Origin of the sequence: Vibrio sp. Isolate30 (assembly GCF_022397975.1) — a bacterium.
In the GTDB taxonomy this organism is placed as follows: domain Bacteria; phylum Pseudomonadota; class Gammaproteobacteria; order Enterobacterales; family Vibrionaceae; genus Vibrio; species Vibrio fortis.
The window spans coordinates 68,667-84,381 of record NZ_JAKEUS010000004.1 but is presented as its reverse complement, the minus strand read 5'-3'; the positions used below and the strand labels follow the sequence as shown (position 1 = coordinate 84,381).

General features: G+C 45.3%; 16 protein-coding genes. 6 read left to right on the top strand and 10 right to left on the bottom strand.

Annotated features, from left to right (window positions below; genetic code table 11):
* Nucleotides 1-30: 30 nt before the first annotated feature.
* Together L1D60_RS12565 and L1D60_RS12560 are read right to left on the bottom strand one after the other, a co-directional pair.
* Complete coding sequence (locus L1D60_RS12565) at nt 31-1,023, bottom strand: lytic murein transglycosylase (protein ID WP_239841352.1); 993 nt, start codon at nt 1,021-1,023, stop codon at nt 31-33.
* A gap of 32 nt (nt 1,024-1,055) precedes the next feature.
* On the bottom strand, nt 1,056-1,346 hold the full coding sequence (locus L1D60_RS12560) for a YcgL domain-containing protein (protein WP_032551887.1): 291 nt from the start codon (nt 1,344-1,346) through the stop codon (nt 1,056-1,058).
* Between the two features lie 221 nt (nt 1,347-1,567).
* On the opposite strand from L1D60_RS12560, the gene minC reads away from it, so the two are divergent.
* Genes minC through minE form a run of 3 tightly spaced genes read left to right on the top strand, consistent with a single transcriptional unit; the run spans nt 1,568 to nt 3,333 of the window.
* Nucleotides 1,568-2,230 carry a septum site-determining protein MinC gene (gene minC, locus L1D60_RS12555; RefSeq protein ID WP_239841351.1) on the top strand — a complete coding sequence of 221 codons (663 nt, stop codon included), beginning with the start codon at nt 1,568-1,570 and terminating at the stop codon, nt 2,228-2,230.
* Between the two features lie 20 nt (nt 2,231-2,250).
* On the top strand, nt 2,251-3,063 hold the full coding sequence (gene minD, locus L1D60_RS12550) for a septum site-determining protein MinD (RefSeq protein WP_239841350.1): 813 nt from the start codon (nt 2,251-2,253) through the stop codon (nt 3,061-3,063).
* Between the two features lie 6 nt (nt 3,064-3,069).
* Nucleotides 3,070-3,333, top strand: coding sequence for a cell division topological specificity factor MinE (minE, locus tag L1D60_RS12545; RefSeq protein ID WP_032551884.1), 264 nt, complete (start codon nt 3,070-3,072; stop codon nt 3,331-3,333).
* Between the two features lie 81 nt (nt 3,334-3,414).
* Here the strand turns inward: minE and rnd are convergent, their stop codons facing one another.
* The 7 genes from rnd to L1D60_RS12510 all read right to left on the bottom strand — a co-directional run bounded on the left by rnd (nt 3,415) and on the right by L1D60_RS12510 (nt 11,079).
* Nucleotides 3,415-4,533, bottom strand: a complete 1,119-nt coding sequence (gene rnd, locus L1D60_RS12540; protein WP_239841349.1) for a ribonuclease D — start codon at nt 4,531-4,533, stop codon at nt 3,415-3,417.
* Between the two features lie 112 nt (nt 4,534-4,645).
* A complete protein-coding gene (fadD, locus tag L1D60_RS12535) occupies nt 4,646-6,340 on the bottom strand; it encodes a long-chain-fatty-acid--CoA ligase FadD (RefSeq protein WP_239841348.1) in 1,695 nt (564 codons plus the stop codon).
* A 106-nt stretch (nt 6,341-6,446) separates the two neighbouring features.
* Nucleotides 6,447-7,298: an alpha/beta hydrolase gene (locus tag L1D60_RS12530; RefSeq protein ID WP_239841347.1), complete on the bottom strand. Its 852-nt coding sequence runs from the start codon at nt 7,296-7,298 to the stop codon at nt 6,447-6,449.
* A 54-nt stretch (nt 7,299-7,352) separates the two neighbouring features.
* A complete protein-coding gene (locus L1D60_RS12525; RefSeq protein ID WP_239841346.1) occupies nt 7,353-7,913 on the bottom strand; it encodes a Slp family lipoprotein in 561 nt (186 codons plus the stop codon).
* 37 nt (nt 7,914-7,950) lie between these two features.
* The gene (locus L1D60_RS12520; protein ID WP_239841345.1) at nt 7,951-8,256 is read right to left on the bottom strand and encodes a chromosome partitioning protein ParA; all 306 of its coding nucleotides are present in this window, start codon (nt 8,254-8,256) and stop codon (nt 7,951-7,953) included.
* Nucleotides 8,257-8,404: 148 nt separating this feature from the next.
* On the bottom strand, nt 8,405-9,106 hold the full coding sequence (gene tsaB / locus L1D60_RS12515) for a tRNA (adenosine(37)-N6)-threonylcarbamoyltransferase complex dimerization subunit type 1 TsaB (RefSeq protein ID WP_239841344.1): 702 nt from the start codon (nt 9,104-9,106) through the stop codon (nt 8,405-8,407).
* 53 nt (nt 9,107-9,159) lie between these two features.
* Nucleotides 9,160-11,079 (bottom strand): ATP-dependent DNA helicase, encoded by a 1,920-nt coding sequence (locus L1D60_RS12510; RefSeq protein WP_239841343.1) that lies wholly within the window; start codon nt 11,077-11,079, stop codon nt 9,160-9,162.
* A 315-nt stretch (nt 11,080-11,394) separates the two neighbouring features.
* Here L1D60_RS12510 and purU point away from each other — a divergent pair, with 315 nt between their 5' ends.
* On the top strand, nt 11,395-12,228 hold the full coding sequence (gene purU, locus L1D60_RS12505) for a formyltetrahydrofolate deformylase (protein WP_032552212.1): 834 nt from the start codon (nt 11,395-11,397) through the stop codon (nt 12,226-12,228).
* A 65-nt stretch (nt 12,229-12,293) separates the two neighbouring features.
* On the opposite strand, the gene L1D60_RS12500 is transcribed toward purU, so the two are convergent.
* Nucleotides 12,294-12,884, bottom strand: a complete 591-nt coding sequence (locus L1D60_RS12500) for a VOC family protein (protein ID WP_239841342.1) — start codon at nt 12,882-12,884, stop codon at nt 12,294-12,296.
* Nucleotides 12,885-13,191: 307 nt separating this feature from the next.
* On the opposite strand from L1D60_RS12500, the gene argS reads away from it, so the two are divergent.
* Together argS and L1D60_RS12490 are read left to right on the top strand one after the other, a co-directional pair.
* Nucleotides 13,192-14,925, top strand: coding sequence for an arginine--tRNA ligase (gene argS / locus L1D60_RS12495; protein ID WP_239841341.1), 1,734 nt, complete (start codon nt 13,192-13,194; stop codon nt 14,923-14,925).
* A gap of 360 nt (nt 14,926-15,285) precedes the next feature.
* Entirely contained in the window at nt 15,286-15,714 is a 429-nt protein-coding gene (locus L1D60_RS12490; RefSeq protein WP_239841340.1) for an HIT domain-containing protein, read from the top strand.
* Nucleotide 15,715 lies beyond the last annotated feature (1 nt).

Sequence of the window (15,715 nt, the reverse complement as noted above, 5' to 3'; positions counted from 1 at the left end):
GCTTTGCTTTAGCAATTATTTAAACTTAAGTTATTTAAACTTAATTCGGTCAGCAAGATGACTCACTGCCAGAGCAAAGTAGTACGAACGATTCCACTTCATCAGTACATTGTAGTTGTTATAAACCAAATAGGTGCGCCCTGTTTGGTCATCAGGCATGATTAACCACGCTTTAATATCTTCATCGAGCTTAGGTAGCGGGCTACCATCAAATCTCGTAATCCCAAGCTTTGACCACTCTTGAAGGTATTTACCTTTCTCTTCCGAGCGACCTTGCATGTCTAAAGAGATATTCGCTGGCACTTTTACCTGCCTACCCCATGTGTACTTGTCATCCCAACCAGACTGGCTGAGATAATTCGCCGCAGAAGCGAAAACATCGGCCTCGGTATTCCAGATATCCTTCTTGCCGTCACCATTACCATCAGCTGCATAAGCTAAGAATGAGCTTGGCATAAACTGAGGTTGCCCCATCGCTCCAGCCCACGACCCTTTCATATCCTGTGGCTTAATGTGCCCCTCTTCAAGAATAGTCAGAGCCGCCATCGCCTCTTTGGTGAAGAACGCCTCACGTCGACCTTCGTAAGCCATGGTGGTGAGCGCATCAATCACACGATAATTTCCAGTAAAAGTGCCAAAGTTACTCTCTACACCCCACAATGCAACGATAAAGCGAGGTTGAACACCGTATTCATCACCAATGCGTTTCAGCTCAGTATAGTGCTTATCATAAAGCGACTGCGCTTGTTTAACCTTCCATTTAGGGACAGCTCTTGGGATGTACTCGTCCAGCGTTAGCTTTTTCTCTGGTTGGTTTTTATCAGCCTTCACCGCACGCGGTTTAAACGTCACGCCGTCAAAGGCTTGGTCGATGATCGATTGAGAGATACCTTGCTCTGAGCCTTGCTGCTTCAGCTTTTCAACAAACTGTTCGAAGCTCAACTCATTAGCGTGTAACGGAGCCACTGCACTGCCGGCCAACAATGCCGACACGGTAATTAGGGTTTGCGATAATTTACTCAACGATCATTCCTCCCTGAATAAGGTGAGTACGATTACTCTTCATCTTGAGTGTTTTGTTGAGCCTTGCGCTCTTTGTACAACTCAAGTTCATTCACTGGTGGTGGCGGCAGTTGTAAAAAGAAGCCGTCAGTTTCTAGAGACTCACGAACTTTATCGATATTCACTTGCGCCAATTTACGGCCATCCATTTTGATGACCATTACGAAACTAGGTTTACCAAACATTTCCATCAATGCGTCAGGAACTTGTGAAAAATCATCCTTCTTAGGGATATAAAGGTATGTTCCTTCTTTTTTTGAGCTTTTATATATAGAACACAGCATGACAAACCTTTTCTAAATGTTTATGACTACAAAACTCTCACATGCGAGATCAATAGTTTATGTTGGTGAAATATTGGGAACAAAACGTCCATTTGACAACAAGATCACTTGCTGTGCTTGGTCTGGGAATATAACATGATAAACCTAGTTTCAGGCAATGCCCTTTATCGTAAAGATGAAAGAAATTGTAGCCAACCGTTATTGAGGTCCTGTAGTTTTCGATGTCTAGTAACCCAGATTTAAAAGGTAGCAGCTTTACGCTATCTGTCTTGCACTTATCCGATGATAACGTCGAAAATGCAGTGTCATTCCTTCAAGAAAAAGTCGACCAAGCCCCAAACTTTTTTGCTGCTGCACCTGTTGTGATTAACATTAGCCAAGTGGCTGGTGACATCGACTTCCTTCAGCTAAAAAACGGCATCTCTCAGGCTGGTATGATCCCTGTTGGCGTAACGGGTTGTTCCGATAAGCGCATGCAAAACCTTGCAAAAGAAGCAGGGTTCGCAGTTATGACGGCCAGTAAGTCTCCGTCACAGGCTCCAGCTAAGATGGCGCCCACAAAAGTAGTAAGAACTCCGATTCGTTCTGGACAACAGGTCTATGCTAAAGATGGCGACTTATTAATTTTGAGTCACGTGAGTGCTGGAGCGGAAGTCATAGCGGATGGCAGTATCCATATTCATGGCACATTACGCGGCCGCGCAATTGCGGGAGCAAGCGGTCAAACTGAAGCGAAAATTATCTGTAACGATTTACAAGCCGAGCTGGTTTCCATTGCAGGCAACTACTGGCTCAGCGATCAAATTGAAAGCGAGTATTGGCAGAAGAAGACCATGCTCAGTATGGACAATGACGTACTACGTGTTGACGTACTCGCACTATAAAGAAATAAAAGGAAAAAATAATGGCACGCATTATCGTTGTAACGTCAGGTAAAGGCGGTGTTGGTAAAACTACCTCCAGTGCAGCTATTGCCTCTGGTTTAGCTTTGAAGGGAAAGAAAACAGCGGTTATCGACTTTGATATTGGTCTGCGTAACCTAGACCTTATCATGGGCTGTGAGCGTCGTGTCGTATACGATTTCGTTAACGTTATCAATGGTGAAGCAACGCTGAACCAAGCGATGATCAAAGACAAGCGCACAGACAATCTGTACATTCTTCCAGCTTCTCAAACTCGTGATAAAGACGCACTAACTAAAGATGGTGTTCGTCGCGTATTTGATGAACTCGACGAAATGGGCTTCGACTTCATTATCTGTGACTCACCGGCAGGTATCGAGCAAGGTGCCCTGATGGCGCTTTACTTTGCGGATGAAGCGATTGTTACTACGAACCCAGAAGTATCTTCGGTTCGAGACTCTGACCGTATTCTAGGTATCTTAGATTCTAAATCACGCCGCGCAGAAGATGGCCTAGAGCCAGTGAAAACTCACCTGCTATTAACACGCTACAACCCAGCGCGTGTAAACCAAGGCGAAATGCTAAGCGTAGAAGATGTAGAAGAGATCCTACACATCTCACTATTAGGTGTCATTCCAGAGAGCCAAGCAGTCCTTAACGCATCAAACAAAGGTGTTCCAGTGATCTTTGATGAAGCGACAGATGCAGGCATGGCATATAGCGATACTGTAGACCGCCTGCTGGGTAGCCAAGTTGACTTCCGCTTCCTAACGGAAGAGAAGAAAGGCATCTTCAAACGACTGTTCGGGGGCTAATCAACAATGTCACTACTAGAGTTTTTCAGACCACAGAAGAAAACCACGGCTAATCTTGCAAAAGAGCGCCTACAAATCATTGTTGCTGAGCGCCGTAGTCACGATGACCCAGCACCTTCGTACTTACCGCAACTGAAAGAAGATATCTTAAAGTGCATCGCCAAGTACGTTGAGGTAGACCCGTCAATGGTTGATCTATCATTCGAGCACAAAGATGATGACATCTCAGTTCTTGAGTTGAACGTCAAACTGCCAGAAGACGATAAATAACTTCGTCGCAATCCTAGATATAAAAACGGCTCACTTGCTTCCAAGTGAGCCGTTTTTATATCTATTTCATTTTTAAATGAACTACTTAATCAGCTTATCTAACTTTTCACCAGCGATCTCTAATCGCCAGCCTTGCATTACATCAGGCAATTTTTCTGGGTTGCGATCGTGTTTCCAAACCCAACTCAAGACTTGATTAAGCTGTTTTTTAGAAGCGATAAACTCAGTTGCTAAGCCGCTGTGTTGAGACGCCTTTTTCACTTCATCTTTGAGGACTTTAAACATCTGCTTGTAGCCAGGGAAGTCCATCAAGCGTTCAACGACCGCTGGGTACTCTTCTTCTGGTGTGTGCTCAGCCAGTTTAACTATAGAGCTGATTTTCGCACCGTGACGGCGCACTGAGCGGAAATCAAAGCCCTCTTCTTCCATTCGTTTTGGATTCTTAATGGCAAAGCGTGCTACTGCCCATAGGTCTTGTTCTTTAAAAATAAAGTTCAGTGCTAAATCGCGCTTAATCGCTTCTTTTAATCGCCAAGTTGCCAGAGGCTTCAGGATTGCAAGTTGCTTCGGTTTCAGCTGCCAAGCGCCTTTAATATCTAGGTAAGCGTTCTCTGGCTCAACTGAGCGAATACGCTTACTCACTTGCAGGTCAGACTCTTGCTGCGCAGCATCCCACCAGCCAGCTTCCATCACTTTCTCTAGCAGCTTGTTATACATTGGCAGTAAGTAGTATACGTCTGCCGCAGCGTAATCGAGCTGCTTTTGAGATAGTGGGCGCGCTAACCAATCTGTGCGTGATTCGCTCTTATCAAGATCGATACCAACGAACTCAGATACCAAGGCTGCGAAACCCGTTGATAAGCCATGGCCTAAGAAAGCCGCCATAATTTGAGTATCCACCATTGGTGTAGGCGTACAACCAAACGCATTTTGGAACACTTCTAAGTCTTCGCCACAAGCGTGTAGAACTTTCAGTACTGAAGCGTCTTTCAAAAGTGACACAAATGGCGTCATTTCATCCAATGCGATTGGGTCAATCAAAGACAGAGTTTCACCATCAAATAATTGAATCAAACCTAACTGCGGGTAATAAGTTCGAGTGCGGACAAACTCGGTATCAAGCATCACGGCATCGGCTTCACGGGCTTGCTGACATACGCGTTCAAGGTCTTTCAATTGGGTAATGATTTGATAGTTCACAAAACTCTCACTGATTTAATTATTCCGCCGGATACAAAAATGCCGACATTGACTGTCGGCATTCTATCACTAATTTGCATTCATCGCTTAGATTAAGCGATATGACTATCAGTTATTCACTTGCGCGCTTAGCAAGCTCTGCATCATTCTCTTCACGCAGCACGCGACGTAAGATCTTACCAACGTTAGTCTTTGGTAGCTCATCACGGAACTCAACCAGTTTTGGTACCTTGTAACCAGTTAGATGTTCACGACAGTGTGCAATCACGTCTTCTTTAGTCAGGCTTGGATCACGCTTAACCACGTAAACCTTCACTAGCTCACCAGAAACTTCGTGTGGTTGGCCAATTGCAGCGACTTCTAGAACCTGACCGTGCAGTGCAACGACATTTTCAATTTCATTCGGATATACATTGAAGCCTGATACCAAAATCATATCTTTTTTACGGTCAACGATATGCAGTAAGCCTTCATCATCAAACTTAACGATATCACCCGTCGACAACCAGCCATCATGATCGATCACTTCTTTGGTCGCTTCAGGACGCTGCCAGTAGCCTTGCATCACTTGAGGGCCACGAACTTGCAGCTCACCCACTTGGTCATTTGCAACAACATTACCTTCGTCATCAATAATACGAACGTCTGTCGATGGTACAGGTAGACCAATTGCGCCCGTGTAATCTTTTAGATCGTATGGGTTACCAGTTACTAGTGGAGAACACTCTGTCAGACCGTAGCCTTCAAGTAGGTGAATACCGGTCACTTTCTTCCATTGCTCTGCTACGGCGCGTTGTACCGCCATACCACCACCAACAGATAGACGCAGGTTACTGAAATCTAGCTCATGGAAGTCTTCATTGTTTACAAGTGCATTAAATAGCGTATTTACACCGGTAATTGCTGTAAATGGTACTTTTTGCAGCTCTTTGATGAAGCCAGGAATATCACGAGGGTTAGTGATAAGTAGGTTACGACCACCCATTTCAACGAACAGTAAGCAGTTTACTGTCAGTGCGAATACATGGTAAAGCGGCAGCGCCGTTACTACTAGCTCACGACCTTCATTCAATACAGGGCCATATGCACCTTTTGCCTGCAGTACGTTCGCGATCATATTGCGGTGCGTTAGAATTGCGCCTTTCGCTACGCCAGTAGTACCACCTGTGTACTGCAGAAATGCGATGTCGTCGCCAGACATAAATGGTTTTACATATTGTAGGCGGCGACCTTTGTGCAGTGCTTTACGGAATGAGATTGCACCAGGAAGATCGTATTTAGGAACCATGCCTTTCACGTACTTCACAACGAAATCGACAATCGTGCCTTTCGCCCGAGGAAGCATTTGACCAAGGCTAGTCAGTACTACGTGCTTCACTGGAGTGTTATCAACCACTTTCTCAAGCGTGCTCGCAAAGTTAGAAACGATAACAATCGCTTTTGCGCCCGAGTCGTTTAGCTGGTGCTCAAGTTCACGTGGGGTGTACAGAGGGTTTACGTTAACCGCAATCATACCAGCACGCAGAACACCAAATAGAGCAATTGGGTATTGCAGAAGGTTTGGCATCATCAGAGCGACACGATCGCCCTTTTTCAGCTTCAGATCGTTTTGTAGGTAAGCGGCGAAAGCACGGCTGCGCTCTTCAAGCTTACGGAAAGTCATGATAGAACCCATGTTTTCGAATGCTGGTTGGTCAGCGTATTTCTGTACTGACTGCTCAAACATCTCAACTAAAGATGGGTACTGATCTGGGTTGATCGTTTCTGGTACGTCACTTGGATAACGTGAAAGCCAAGGTTTATCCACGATGTTACTCCTCGTTTATCAGCTGACGACTGTTTCGCCGCTATTTATCATGGCGATATTACAGCACAGCTTTAGTGCATGAGCACTAAAAGGCTCAAACACTTGTTTAAATTTTGTTAACTACACCAAGAATTAGCTCAGAAACTGACTCTGGGTTCTCTAAATGACAATGGTGTCCGCCTGAAATCATCTCGATAATTGGGGGATTTTGAGTGGATTTGTAGCGATTATGCTGTAAATCCTTAAATCCTTCATTTCCCAAAATTATCAATTGAGGGCATTCTATCGCTTCATTTATCGCATCTGCGTGCGCTTGAGACATCCTATAAACAGAGTCACACTTCAATTTTGGGTCGCTGCGCCACTGCCAAGTGCCCTCAAATTGAGCAATGCCTCGAACAACAACCGGAGCGATCAAATCTGGTGCAATCTGGTTAGCCTGAGATCTCAGCTTAATAGCATCCTCTAAGCTTGCTAGCGGACGTGAAGGCTTTCTTCGCTGTCGTTGACGACTGAGTACCCCATCTCGCAAACGAGAGACTGTTGCTTGGGGAGCTTCGGAAAGAGGTCCGTGACCTTCAATTTGGATTAATCCCGACACCATTTCAGGAAAAGCGGCACTATAGCAACTTGCGATCAATGCACCAAGCGAATGTCCTACTAGTACCAGTCTGTTTGGCGATAATTTACCCACCAGCTGATGTAAATCATCGATATAGTCATGAAAAGGATAATAACTACCGGACTTATGCGATGAATGCCCGTGTCCAAACAGGTCTATTGCTACCAAGTGATATTGATTCGACTTTGCATGCATAGCCTGCATCAAGGAGGTAAAACTGGCAGAGTTATCTAACCAGCCATGAACAAAAACGACCGTCAAAGCGGCCGTTTCTATGTCTCCAAGCTCTTGGCACACCATAGTGCCGCTTGGAAGTTGGTAAGATCTTTCAATCATCCGTTGTGATCATTCCTTAATCTTGCGTATTCAAACGGGGTGTAACTTGGGTGACTATTCTAAGTCTTGCACCACTCGCCCTTGTCTTGGCATGGTCTGGAAACTACGACAATGTAGGCTACGACACGAGTAATAAGTCGGAGCAAAGTCATTCACAATCACACGCTCTGTAATTTGCCATAGGCGCTGATTATCTGCATTCATCACAGGAAAGGTATATGGGAATTCACCGATTTTACCATCTTCGGAACCTGCTGATTGCCCCACAAAAGTCACCAAACGACCTTCAGCAAAGCTTAAAGGCTCAACATAACCATCCACATAAGCCACGAAACGGCCACTTGGTTCAGCATTAAGGTCTGGCTTGCCGCTGCTAGAGATCGGCATGTTCACCACTTCAACACGTGATTTATCTTTAAGATTCGTCACCTTAGCAATCACACCACCCAAACGGACATCTTTAGCCTCAGGCAACTGGTTGACCCACTCTTGATAGTCAGTAATAACGGTTTCTGATGAAGCTTCCAGTTCGGTGGGTAAAGATGAGCAGCCAACTAATAGGAACGTGAATAGGCTTAGGGCAAAAAGGCGCAACTTTGCAGGGGAAATCGACATGGTTCTAACCCTTAAAATAGAAGATAAATTGATGTTTTTATATATAAATATCGACACCGATGAGTCTTGTAAGTTCCTCTTTTTTCGCCTGATTCATGACATCCATATACTCTTCCATGGCCTTTCGCCCACGCCCTTCTGGAAGGTCGTATTGGACTTGAGCTCGGTGAATATCCGATTCTTGAACATGACGAATAGAGTGCGAGACAGCATTGGCGACCTTACTGGGTTGCCCCACTGAGGTCTTTGCATCAGTTTTCTTTACCTGATTCTTCTTGTTGGTGCGATTGGTCTTAGATGTATTGCCTATCGCTGAAGGAGGTAAACCATTAATTGATACCATTCACTCAATCTCTGCCTCGATATGGCCCCAAATATGCGCTATTTAGAGCCCAGGGTTATCAGAACCTTGTAAAAGTTATGACGTTTTTTTGATTCATAGCTAAGTCGCTTAGTTTGCAATCAGAAAGCTCACTTCGCGACTAAGACATTTACTCGCGACCAGGAAGTTTCTTCCAAGCGACCTTATCGCGCAGATATACCGGCTCAGAGTCTTCTACTGGTACCGCTTTACCTGCAGCAAATGCAAACTGAGCGATGAACGCCATGTCTTGCGCCTCTGGATAAAGAACTTCGCTTGGCTTTGTCGATAATGATAGTGTATCCATGTGTTCAGCGTACGCAGCCCAACCAGTACCGACTTTTGCCCATGTGTTTTGGTCTTCATCAATTTGGTTCACAAGCTCTTGTGGCGGAATAACACACTCTTCATCAACAAGAGACCAACGACCATCCTGCTCACGACTGTAGCGTGCCCAGTAAACTTCGCTCATACGCGCATCAATAGCACTTGCAACATGTGTATCACCAAACTGGCGGTAGCTCGATTGCGCCATGGCTTCAAGTGTTGATACACCAATCATAGGCAAATCAGCACCAAAGGCTAAACCTTGTGCGATACCAATACCAATGCGTACACCAGTAAAGCTACCTGGGCCTTGACCAAATGCAATCGCATCAAGCTCAGCTAAGGTCAACCCCGCTTCCTTCAGTACTTCATCAACCATAGGCAGTACTTTTTTAGTATGGTCACGTGGTGCTACTTCACTGCGGGCGAACACTTGCTCTCCCACCATCAATGCTACTGAACAGTTTTCCGTTGCTGTATCTACTGCAAGAATTTTTGCGCTCATTTGTGTCTCAAATATTCGTTATCTAAATCTAAAAACAGTCGCCAAAGCACCACTTATCGTTCGTCAGCTTTGGCTAGAAATTCTTTAATTACCCCTAAATCTCGGGTACGAGGAATAGGAGGTAAACTCCCTAGGAAAATGCCGCCGTAATCCCGAGTCACTAAGCGATTATCACAAATAATCAGTGCGCCACTGTCGCTCTTATCACGAATCAATCGCCCGACACCTTGCTTGAGGGTGATCACCGCATCAGGCAGTTGAACCTGAGCAAACGGGTCGCCCCCTTTGAGCTTACAATCTTCGATCCGCGCTTTAAGCAAGGGATCATCGGGTGCCGTAAAGGGTAATTTGTCGATGATAACACAGCTTAACGCGTCGCCCCTAACATCTATCCCTTCCCAGAATGCACCCGTAGCCACCAGCAGCGCATTACCAAGTACCATAAACTCAGCTAAGGTTTTTTGTTTGCTGGTTTCGCCTTGAAGCAATACCGGAACGCTCAAGGTTTCGCGAAAACGCTCACCAAGCTCTCTCATCATGCTATGAGACGTACATAGGAAGAAACATCGCCCTTGGTTCTGTTCAATCACTGGCGCAAGCATTCGCACTAATTTATCTGCTAACCCCGGGCTGTTTGGTTCAGGCAGGTAACGAGGCACACACAAACGCGCCTGTTTCGGATAATCGAATGGGCTGGGTAGCGAAAATTGCTGACTCGGCTTCAAACCAAGACGCGATGTAAAATGGTCGAAGTCATCCGAAACAGCTAACGTTGCCGACGTAAAGATCCATGCACCGGGTTTTAGCTCAATCTGTTCATGGAACTTATCTGCCACAGAAAGCGGCGTTATATGCAATGCAAAATGGCGCGGAGTGGTGTCATACCAATAGGAATATCCTGTAATAGAGACATCACAGACGCGTTCAATACGCGCTTTAATCAATGTTGCGCGCTCGAAAGCAGTATCTAATAGCTGACTGCGCCCCAACGCTAGCTTAAGTACATCTACCGCTAACTGAAGAGCGTCTTGCATTCGCACTAACTCTCGCGCAATAGACTCCGATTTCAGAGCTTCACGCCAATTTCCTCGAAAGCCGGTATCTCCCAGTACGATTCTAAGATCAGCCGCCGACTGGACCAGCCTGTCACCCACCTTCTGTAGCTGGCGCATATCTTTAGCTTCAGTGCGATAACCAATTTCAATATCTTTTGCGAGCTCATGGATCTGACGACTCGACACAGATTGACCGAAATACTCACTAGCAATATCTGGCAGTTGATGCGCTTCGTCGAAGATAAACACATCAGCATCGGGAATGAGTTCGCCAAAGCCTGTTTCTCTGATCGCCAAGTCTGCCAAGAATAGATGGTGGTTCACCACAACCACATCGGAATCCATCGCTTTCTTACGAGCTTTAAGTACAAAACAGTCTGTATAGCTTGGGCACTCTTTTCCTAAACAGTTATCGTTGGTCGACGTGATTGTCGGGATGATTGGACTGTCTTCGGCGATATCATCACAATCACCAAGGTCCCCAGTTTGAGTCGACGACGACCAACTGCGCACCTTAACAAGCTGTGCCAGCAGTGTTGGGTCGGTATGAGTTCCATGGCTTTCTATCATCTGGCGACTGAGTCTATCTAAGCAAAGGTAGTTAGACCGCCCTTTCAACAAGGCAACTTGGCCGTAAAAGCCAAGCGCATCTGTCATTAACGGCAGATCGCGGTGAAAAAGCTGCTCTTGAAGGTTCTTCGAGCCTGTACTTATGATAGTTTTCTTGCCGCTGAGTAATGCAGGAACCAAATAAGCAAAAGTTTTACCTGTACCCGTCCCAGCTTCAACCACCAACTGACTTTGATCTTTGATTGCACTTGAAACCGCTTCGGCCATATCAAGCTGAGCTTGTCGCGGCTGAAAACCGGGAATGGCTTTACCGAGCGCACCATCAGCAGAAAACGTTTTGGATATCATAATTTATGAACTTGAAGAAAACCGTGTACAGGTTGAGAAATCAGACCGTGCAGTATGGCAGGTTTAGTGAGCAAGCGCGAATCGAGACTGCATCTGCATGATAGAAATATTAAGCATATGAATAAGCTACAAAAATAGAGCTTATAAATAATTCCGCAGAGGGATATTTATTAAAACAATCCTTCTTCAATATATTTTGTTGAAAGTCAGTTAATAATAGATTAATTATAACAGTCATATTACGGCTCAGTTAACCGTTCGACTGGTTGTATATTTTTTGAAAAATTAGAATTATTTCATGGAAGTAAGATGGAAATGGAAAAAAAGACACTGCTGACGCATTGTACTGATGCGCCGGGCCTGATTTCTAAAATCACCAACATTTGTTACAAACACCAACTCAACATCATCCACAACAACGAGTTTGTCGATAATACCAGCGGCCACTTCTTTATGCGTACCGAGCTTGAAGGGTATTTCAACGACGAGACTTTTCTTGCCGATTTAGACCAAGCTCTACCAGAAAACGCCAAGCGCAAACTCATGGGCTCATCACGTAAACGTATCGTGGTTCTAGTGACCAAAGAAGCGCACTGCCTAGGTGATATTCTGATGAAGAATTTCGATGGTAGCCTAGATGTTGAAATTGCTGCTGTTGTTGGTAACTACGATATTCTGCAAAGCCTAACAGAGCGCTTTGACATCCCTTATCACCACGTTTCTCACGAAGGGCTCAACCGAGAAGAGCACGAGCAAAAAATGCTAGAAGTGATCGACAGCTACAACGCCGATTACCTCGTCCTAGCGAAATACATGCGCGTGTTAACACCGGGTTTTGTAGAGAAGTACAACCACAAGATCATCAACATTCACCACAGCTTCTTGCCTGCATTCATTGGCGCTAAACCATATCAGCAAGCGTATGAGCGTGGCGTAAAAATCATTGGTGCAACGGCTCACTTCGTGACTAACGATTTAGATGAAGGTCCAATCATCAAGCAAGACGTGATCCCTGTAGACCACAACTTCAGTGCTAAAGACATGGCTCAAGCAGGTCGCGACGTAGAAAAGAATGTGTTGAGTAAGGCGCTAAACAAGGTGATAAACGATCATGTATTTGTTTACGGCAACAAGACTGTGATTTTATAGCGAGTAGTTTTAAAGGGTTGGCAATTATCGTCAACCCTTTTTTTTCATTGTAATGAAGGGCGTTATTAACCCTGCTCTGATTCCACAATCTTCTTCAACGAGTGTGGATGCAGCTTGATGCAAATCCCTTGATGCTTAAACGCAACCGTTGGGTTATTCAAACGCTCACCTTCCCCTTTCGGGCTTGAGAGTTTGATCTTAACGCCTTGCTCTGCCAATGTTTCAAAGTTAGCCGCGAACTGCGGGTAAGTGTCTTTAAGATCCGCTAAGTATTCATCAGCCGTTTGTGCATGAGATGGAATCACAAACTCAACATGTTCCCAATCTTGGCTCGGGTAAACCTTACCTTCTGCCGGATACGGCAATTCTAAACATTCAATCGACCAACCACGGCTCTTTAATGGTTCATCAAAAGCGATCACTACAATTGGGCGACCATTGATCATCGCCTGAGAAATGGTTTCACCATAGCTTGCCCATGCCTCATGCGCCGCTTTGGCTAACGCGGTGTCGTTCACTCTCATCGCAATATGGTCGGCTTGAGCAAAGCTAAGATCTAACCCCAGCTTGTTGCCAAACTCCTCGATTTTACCCATAAAGTCATCGAGTCGTTCCATCATCTGTTGTGGTTCTAATTGGGCTTGCGTGAGCGTCATAATCTACTTTCTCCAAATCTAATGCGCGCATGGTAGCAGCTCTATTTTTTGCAACAAGCCTTCTATTGCCTATGGTTTAGATTTCTATTCTGTGATTGTGCTTATTTGGTTAGAGGAAATGTAAATTTTCTATCAATCCGCCCTATAAGAAGGCCAACAAAATTGGTATCATTACCGCCATTTTTGTGAACTCAAACAGAGTCTGTTGTTCATTTCATCACTAAAGCGTTAAGTCAATTGTCCCTTAACCTTAGCGAACAACGAAAGAACAGCCACTCTTATCATCCTTGAATTGAAGGAAACGCGTGTGAATATCCAAGCACTGATTAATGACAAAGTATCTCAGGCTCTAGAAGCCGCTGGCGCACCTGCAGGCTCTCCTGCAGCGGTTCGTCAATCTGCAAAACCACAATTTGGTGACTACCAAGCAAACGGCGTTATGGGCGTTGCTAAACGACTAGGCACTAATCCACGAGAGTTTGCTCAAAAAGTATTGGACGTTCTAAACCTAGACGGTATCGCTTCTAAAGTTGAAATCGCAGGCCCAGGTTTCCTAAACATCTTCCTAGATGAAGCTTTCCTTGCACAACAAGCAGACGCAGCACTGGCTGACTCTCGTCTTGGCGTTGCAGCAGCTGAAGCTCAAACGATTGTTGCGGACTACTCTGCTCCAAACGTTGCTAAAGAAATGCACGTTGGTCACCTACGTTCAACTATCATCGGTGATGCGGTTGTTCGTACTCTAGAATTCCTAGGCCACAAGGTTATCCGTGCTAACCACATCGGTGACTGGGGTACTCAGTTCGGTATGCTTATCGCAAACCTTGAGCGTGTACAACAAGAGTCTGGTGAAGTTTCTATGGAGCTTTCTGATCTTGAAGCTTTCTACCGAGAGTCTAAGAAGCTATACGACGAAGACGAAGAGTTCGCTGTAAAAGCACGTAACTACGTAGTGAAACTGCAAAGTGGCGACGAGTTCTGCGCGGAGATGTGGAAGAAACTGGTTGATATCACCATGATTCAAAACCAGCGTAACTACGACCGTCTAAACGTATCTCTAACTCGTGATGACGTGATGGGTGAAAGTAAGTACAACGACATGCTTCCTGCAATCGTTGAAGACTTGAAAGCTCAAGGTCTTGCTCAAGAAGACGACGGCGCACAAGTTGTTTTCCTAGATGAGTACAAGAACAAAGATGGCGACCCAATGGGCGTTATCATCCAAAAACGCGACGGCGGCTTCCTATACACAACAACTGATATTGCATGTGCTAAGTACCGTTACGAAGAGCTAGGCGCAGACCGCGTTCTTTACTTCATCGACTCTCGTCAGCACCAACATCTAATGCAAGCTTGGACTATCGTTCGTAAAGCGGGCTACATCCCTGAGTCTGTATCTCTTGAGCACCACGCGTTCGGCATGATGCTAGGTAAAGATGGTAAACCATTCAAGACTCGTGCTGGTGGTACGGTTCGTCTTGCTGATCTTCTAGACGAAGCAGAAGTTCGTGCAGCGCAACTGATCGAATCAAAGAACCCAGAACTGGCTGAAGACGAGAAGAAAAACATCGCAAACACGGTTGCTATGGCAGCGGTTAAATATGCAGACCTTTCTAAGCACCGTACTACAGACTACGTGTTCGACTGGGACAACATGCTGGCGTTTGAAGGCAACACTGCACCATACATGCAGTACGCTTACACACGTGTTGCTTCTGTATTCGCTAAAGCGGGTGTTTCTATGGACTCTCTTGAAGGTGAAATCAAAATCACTGCAGAGAAAGAGAAAGCACTTATCGCGAAACTTCTACAATTTGAAGAAGCGGTTCAATCTGTTGCTCGCGAAGGTCAACCGCACATCATGTGTACTTACCTATTCGAACTAGCGGGTCAATTCTCTAGCTTCTACGAAGCGTGCCCTATCCTTGTTGCTGAAGACGAAGCAGTTAAGCAGAGCCGTCTGAAGCTTGCTGCACTAACAGCGAAGACCATCAAACAAGGTCTATCTCTACTGGGTATCGATACTCTAGAGCGCATGTAAGCGGTTCGAGATTCGAAATTCGAAATTCGAAATTCGAAATTCGAAATAATTAGAAAGGTTGACGTGAAAGCGTCAACCTTTTGTTTTATTTGGAGATTACGTTTACTTAGCAATCTCCACTATCCGCAGATTTCCAAAGCAAGAGAGCTCCTACTACGCTCCTTCGTCGCTTTAGGAGATGACGCATATAGGTGTCGTAAGTCCAATGCAACAAAAGTGACGCACTATCACTCTCCCTCATCTGTCATTCCCTACAATGAGGAACGAACGTGATAGCGAATCTGCTTATTGAGAACGTAAGCGCTAGCCACATTCTCATTCCAACCTTATACTCAACTAAAACAACTAATTGGAAAGATCATGAGCTTCGAACTTCATCCTCAATTGGCAAAAGACACCACTGTTATTGGCGAATTCCCACTTAGCCTTGCCCTTCTTCACAAAGACAACGCTGTGCCTTGGGTTATTCTTGTACCAAAGCGTGCAAATCTAAAAGAACTTCATCATCTACCGATGAAAGAGCAACAGCAGTTCCTCCACGAGTCGCAAGCGGTAAGCCAAGCATTAGAAGCCACTTTTCAGCCAGACAAACTGAACTTAGGTGCACTGGGTAACATGGTACCTCAATTGCACATTCACCATATCGCCCGCTTTAAAGATGACATCGCATGGCCGGGACCCGTTTGGGGGAATACTAAGGGTGAACAACGCAGCGAAGAAGAGCAAACAGCGATCCTCACTCGTATCCAGAACGTCTTGTCACTGAGTTCACTATTCCAAAAAGCTTGAT

Coding starts and splice junctions, on each gene's coding strand:
- minE (WP_032551884.1), top strand. CDS start 3,070: ATGTCACTACTAGAGTTTTTCAGACCACAGAAGAAAACCACGGCTAAT.
- minC (WP_239841351.1), top strand. CDS start 1,568: ATGTCTAGTAACCCAGATTTAAAAGGTAGCAGCTTTACGCTATCTGTC.
- minD (WP_239841350.1), top strand. CDS start 2,251: ATGGCACGCATTATCGTTGTAACGTCAGGTAAAGGCGGTGTTGGTAAA.
- L1D60_RS12520 (WP_239841345.1), bottom strand. CDS start 8,256: ATGGTATCAATTAATGGTTTACCTCCTTCAGCGATAGGCAATACATCT.
- purU (WP_032552212.1), top strand. CDS start 11,395: ATGGAAAAAAAGACACTGCTGACGCATTGTACTGATGCGCCGGGCCTG.
- L1D60_RS12525 (WP_239841346.1), bottom strand. CDS start 7,913: ATGTCGATTTCCCCTGCAAAGTTGCGCCTTTTTGCCCTAAGCCTATTC.
- L1D60_RS12510 (WP_239841343.1), bottom strand. CDS start 11,079: ATGATATCCAAAACGTTTTCTGCTGATGGTGCGCTCGGTAAAGCCATT.
- tsaB (WP_239841344.1), bottom strand. CDS start 9,106: ATGAGCGCAAAAATTCTTGCAGTAGATACAGCAACGGAAAACTGTTCA.
- L1D60_RS12490 (WP_239841340.1), top strand. CDS start 15,286: ATGAGCTTCGAACTTCATCCTCAATTGGCAAAAGACACCACTGTTATT.
- L1D60_RS12530 (WP_239841347.1), bottom strand. CDS start 7,298: ATGATTGAAAGATCTTACCAACTTCCAAGCGGCACTATGGTGTGCCAA.
- L1D60_RS12560 (WP_032551887.1), bottom strand. CDS start 1,346: ATGCTGTGTTCTATATATAAAAGCTCAAAAAAAGAAGGAACATACCTT.
- L1D60_RS12500 (WP_239841342.1), bottom strand. CDS start 12,884: ATGACGCTCACGCAAGCCCAATTAGAACCACAACAGATGATGGAACGA.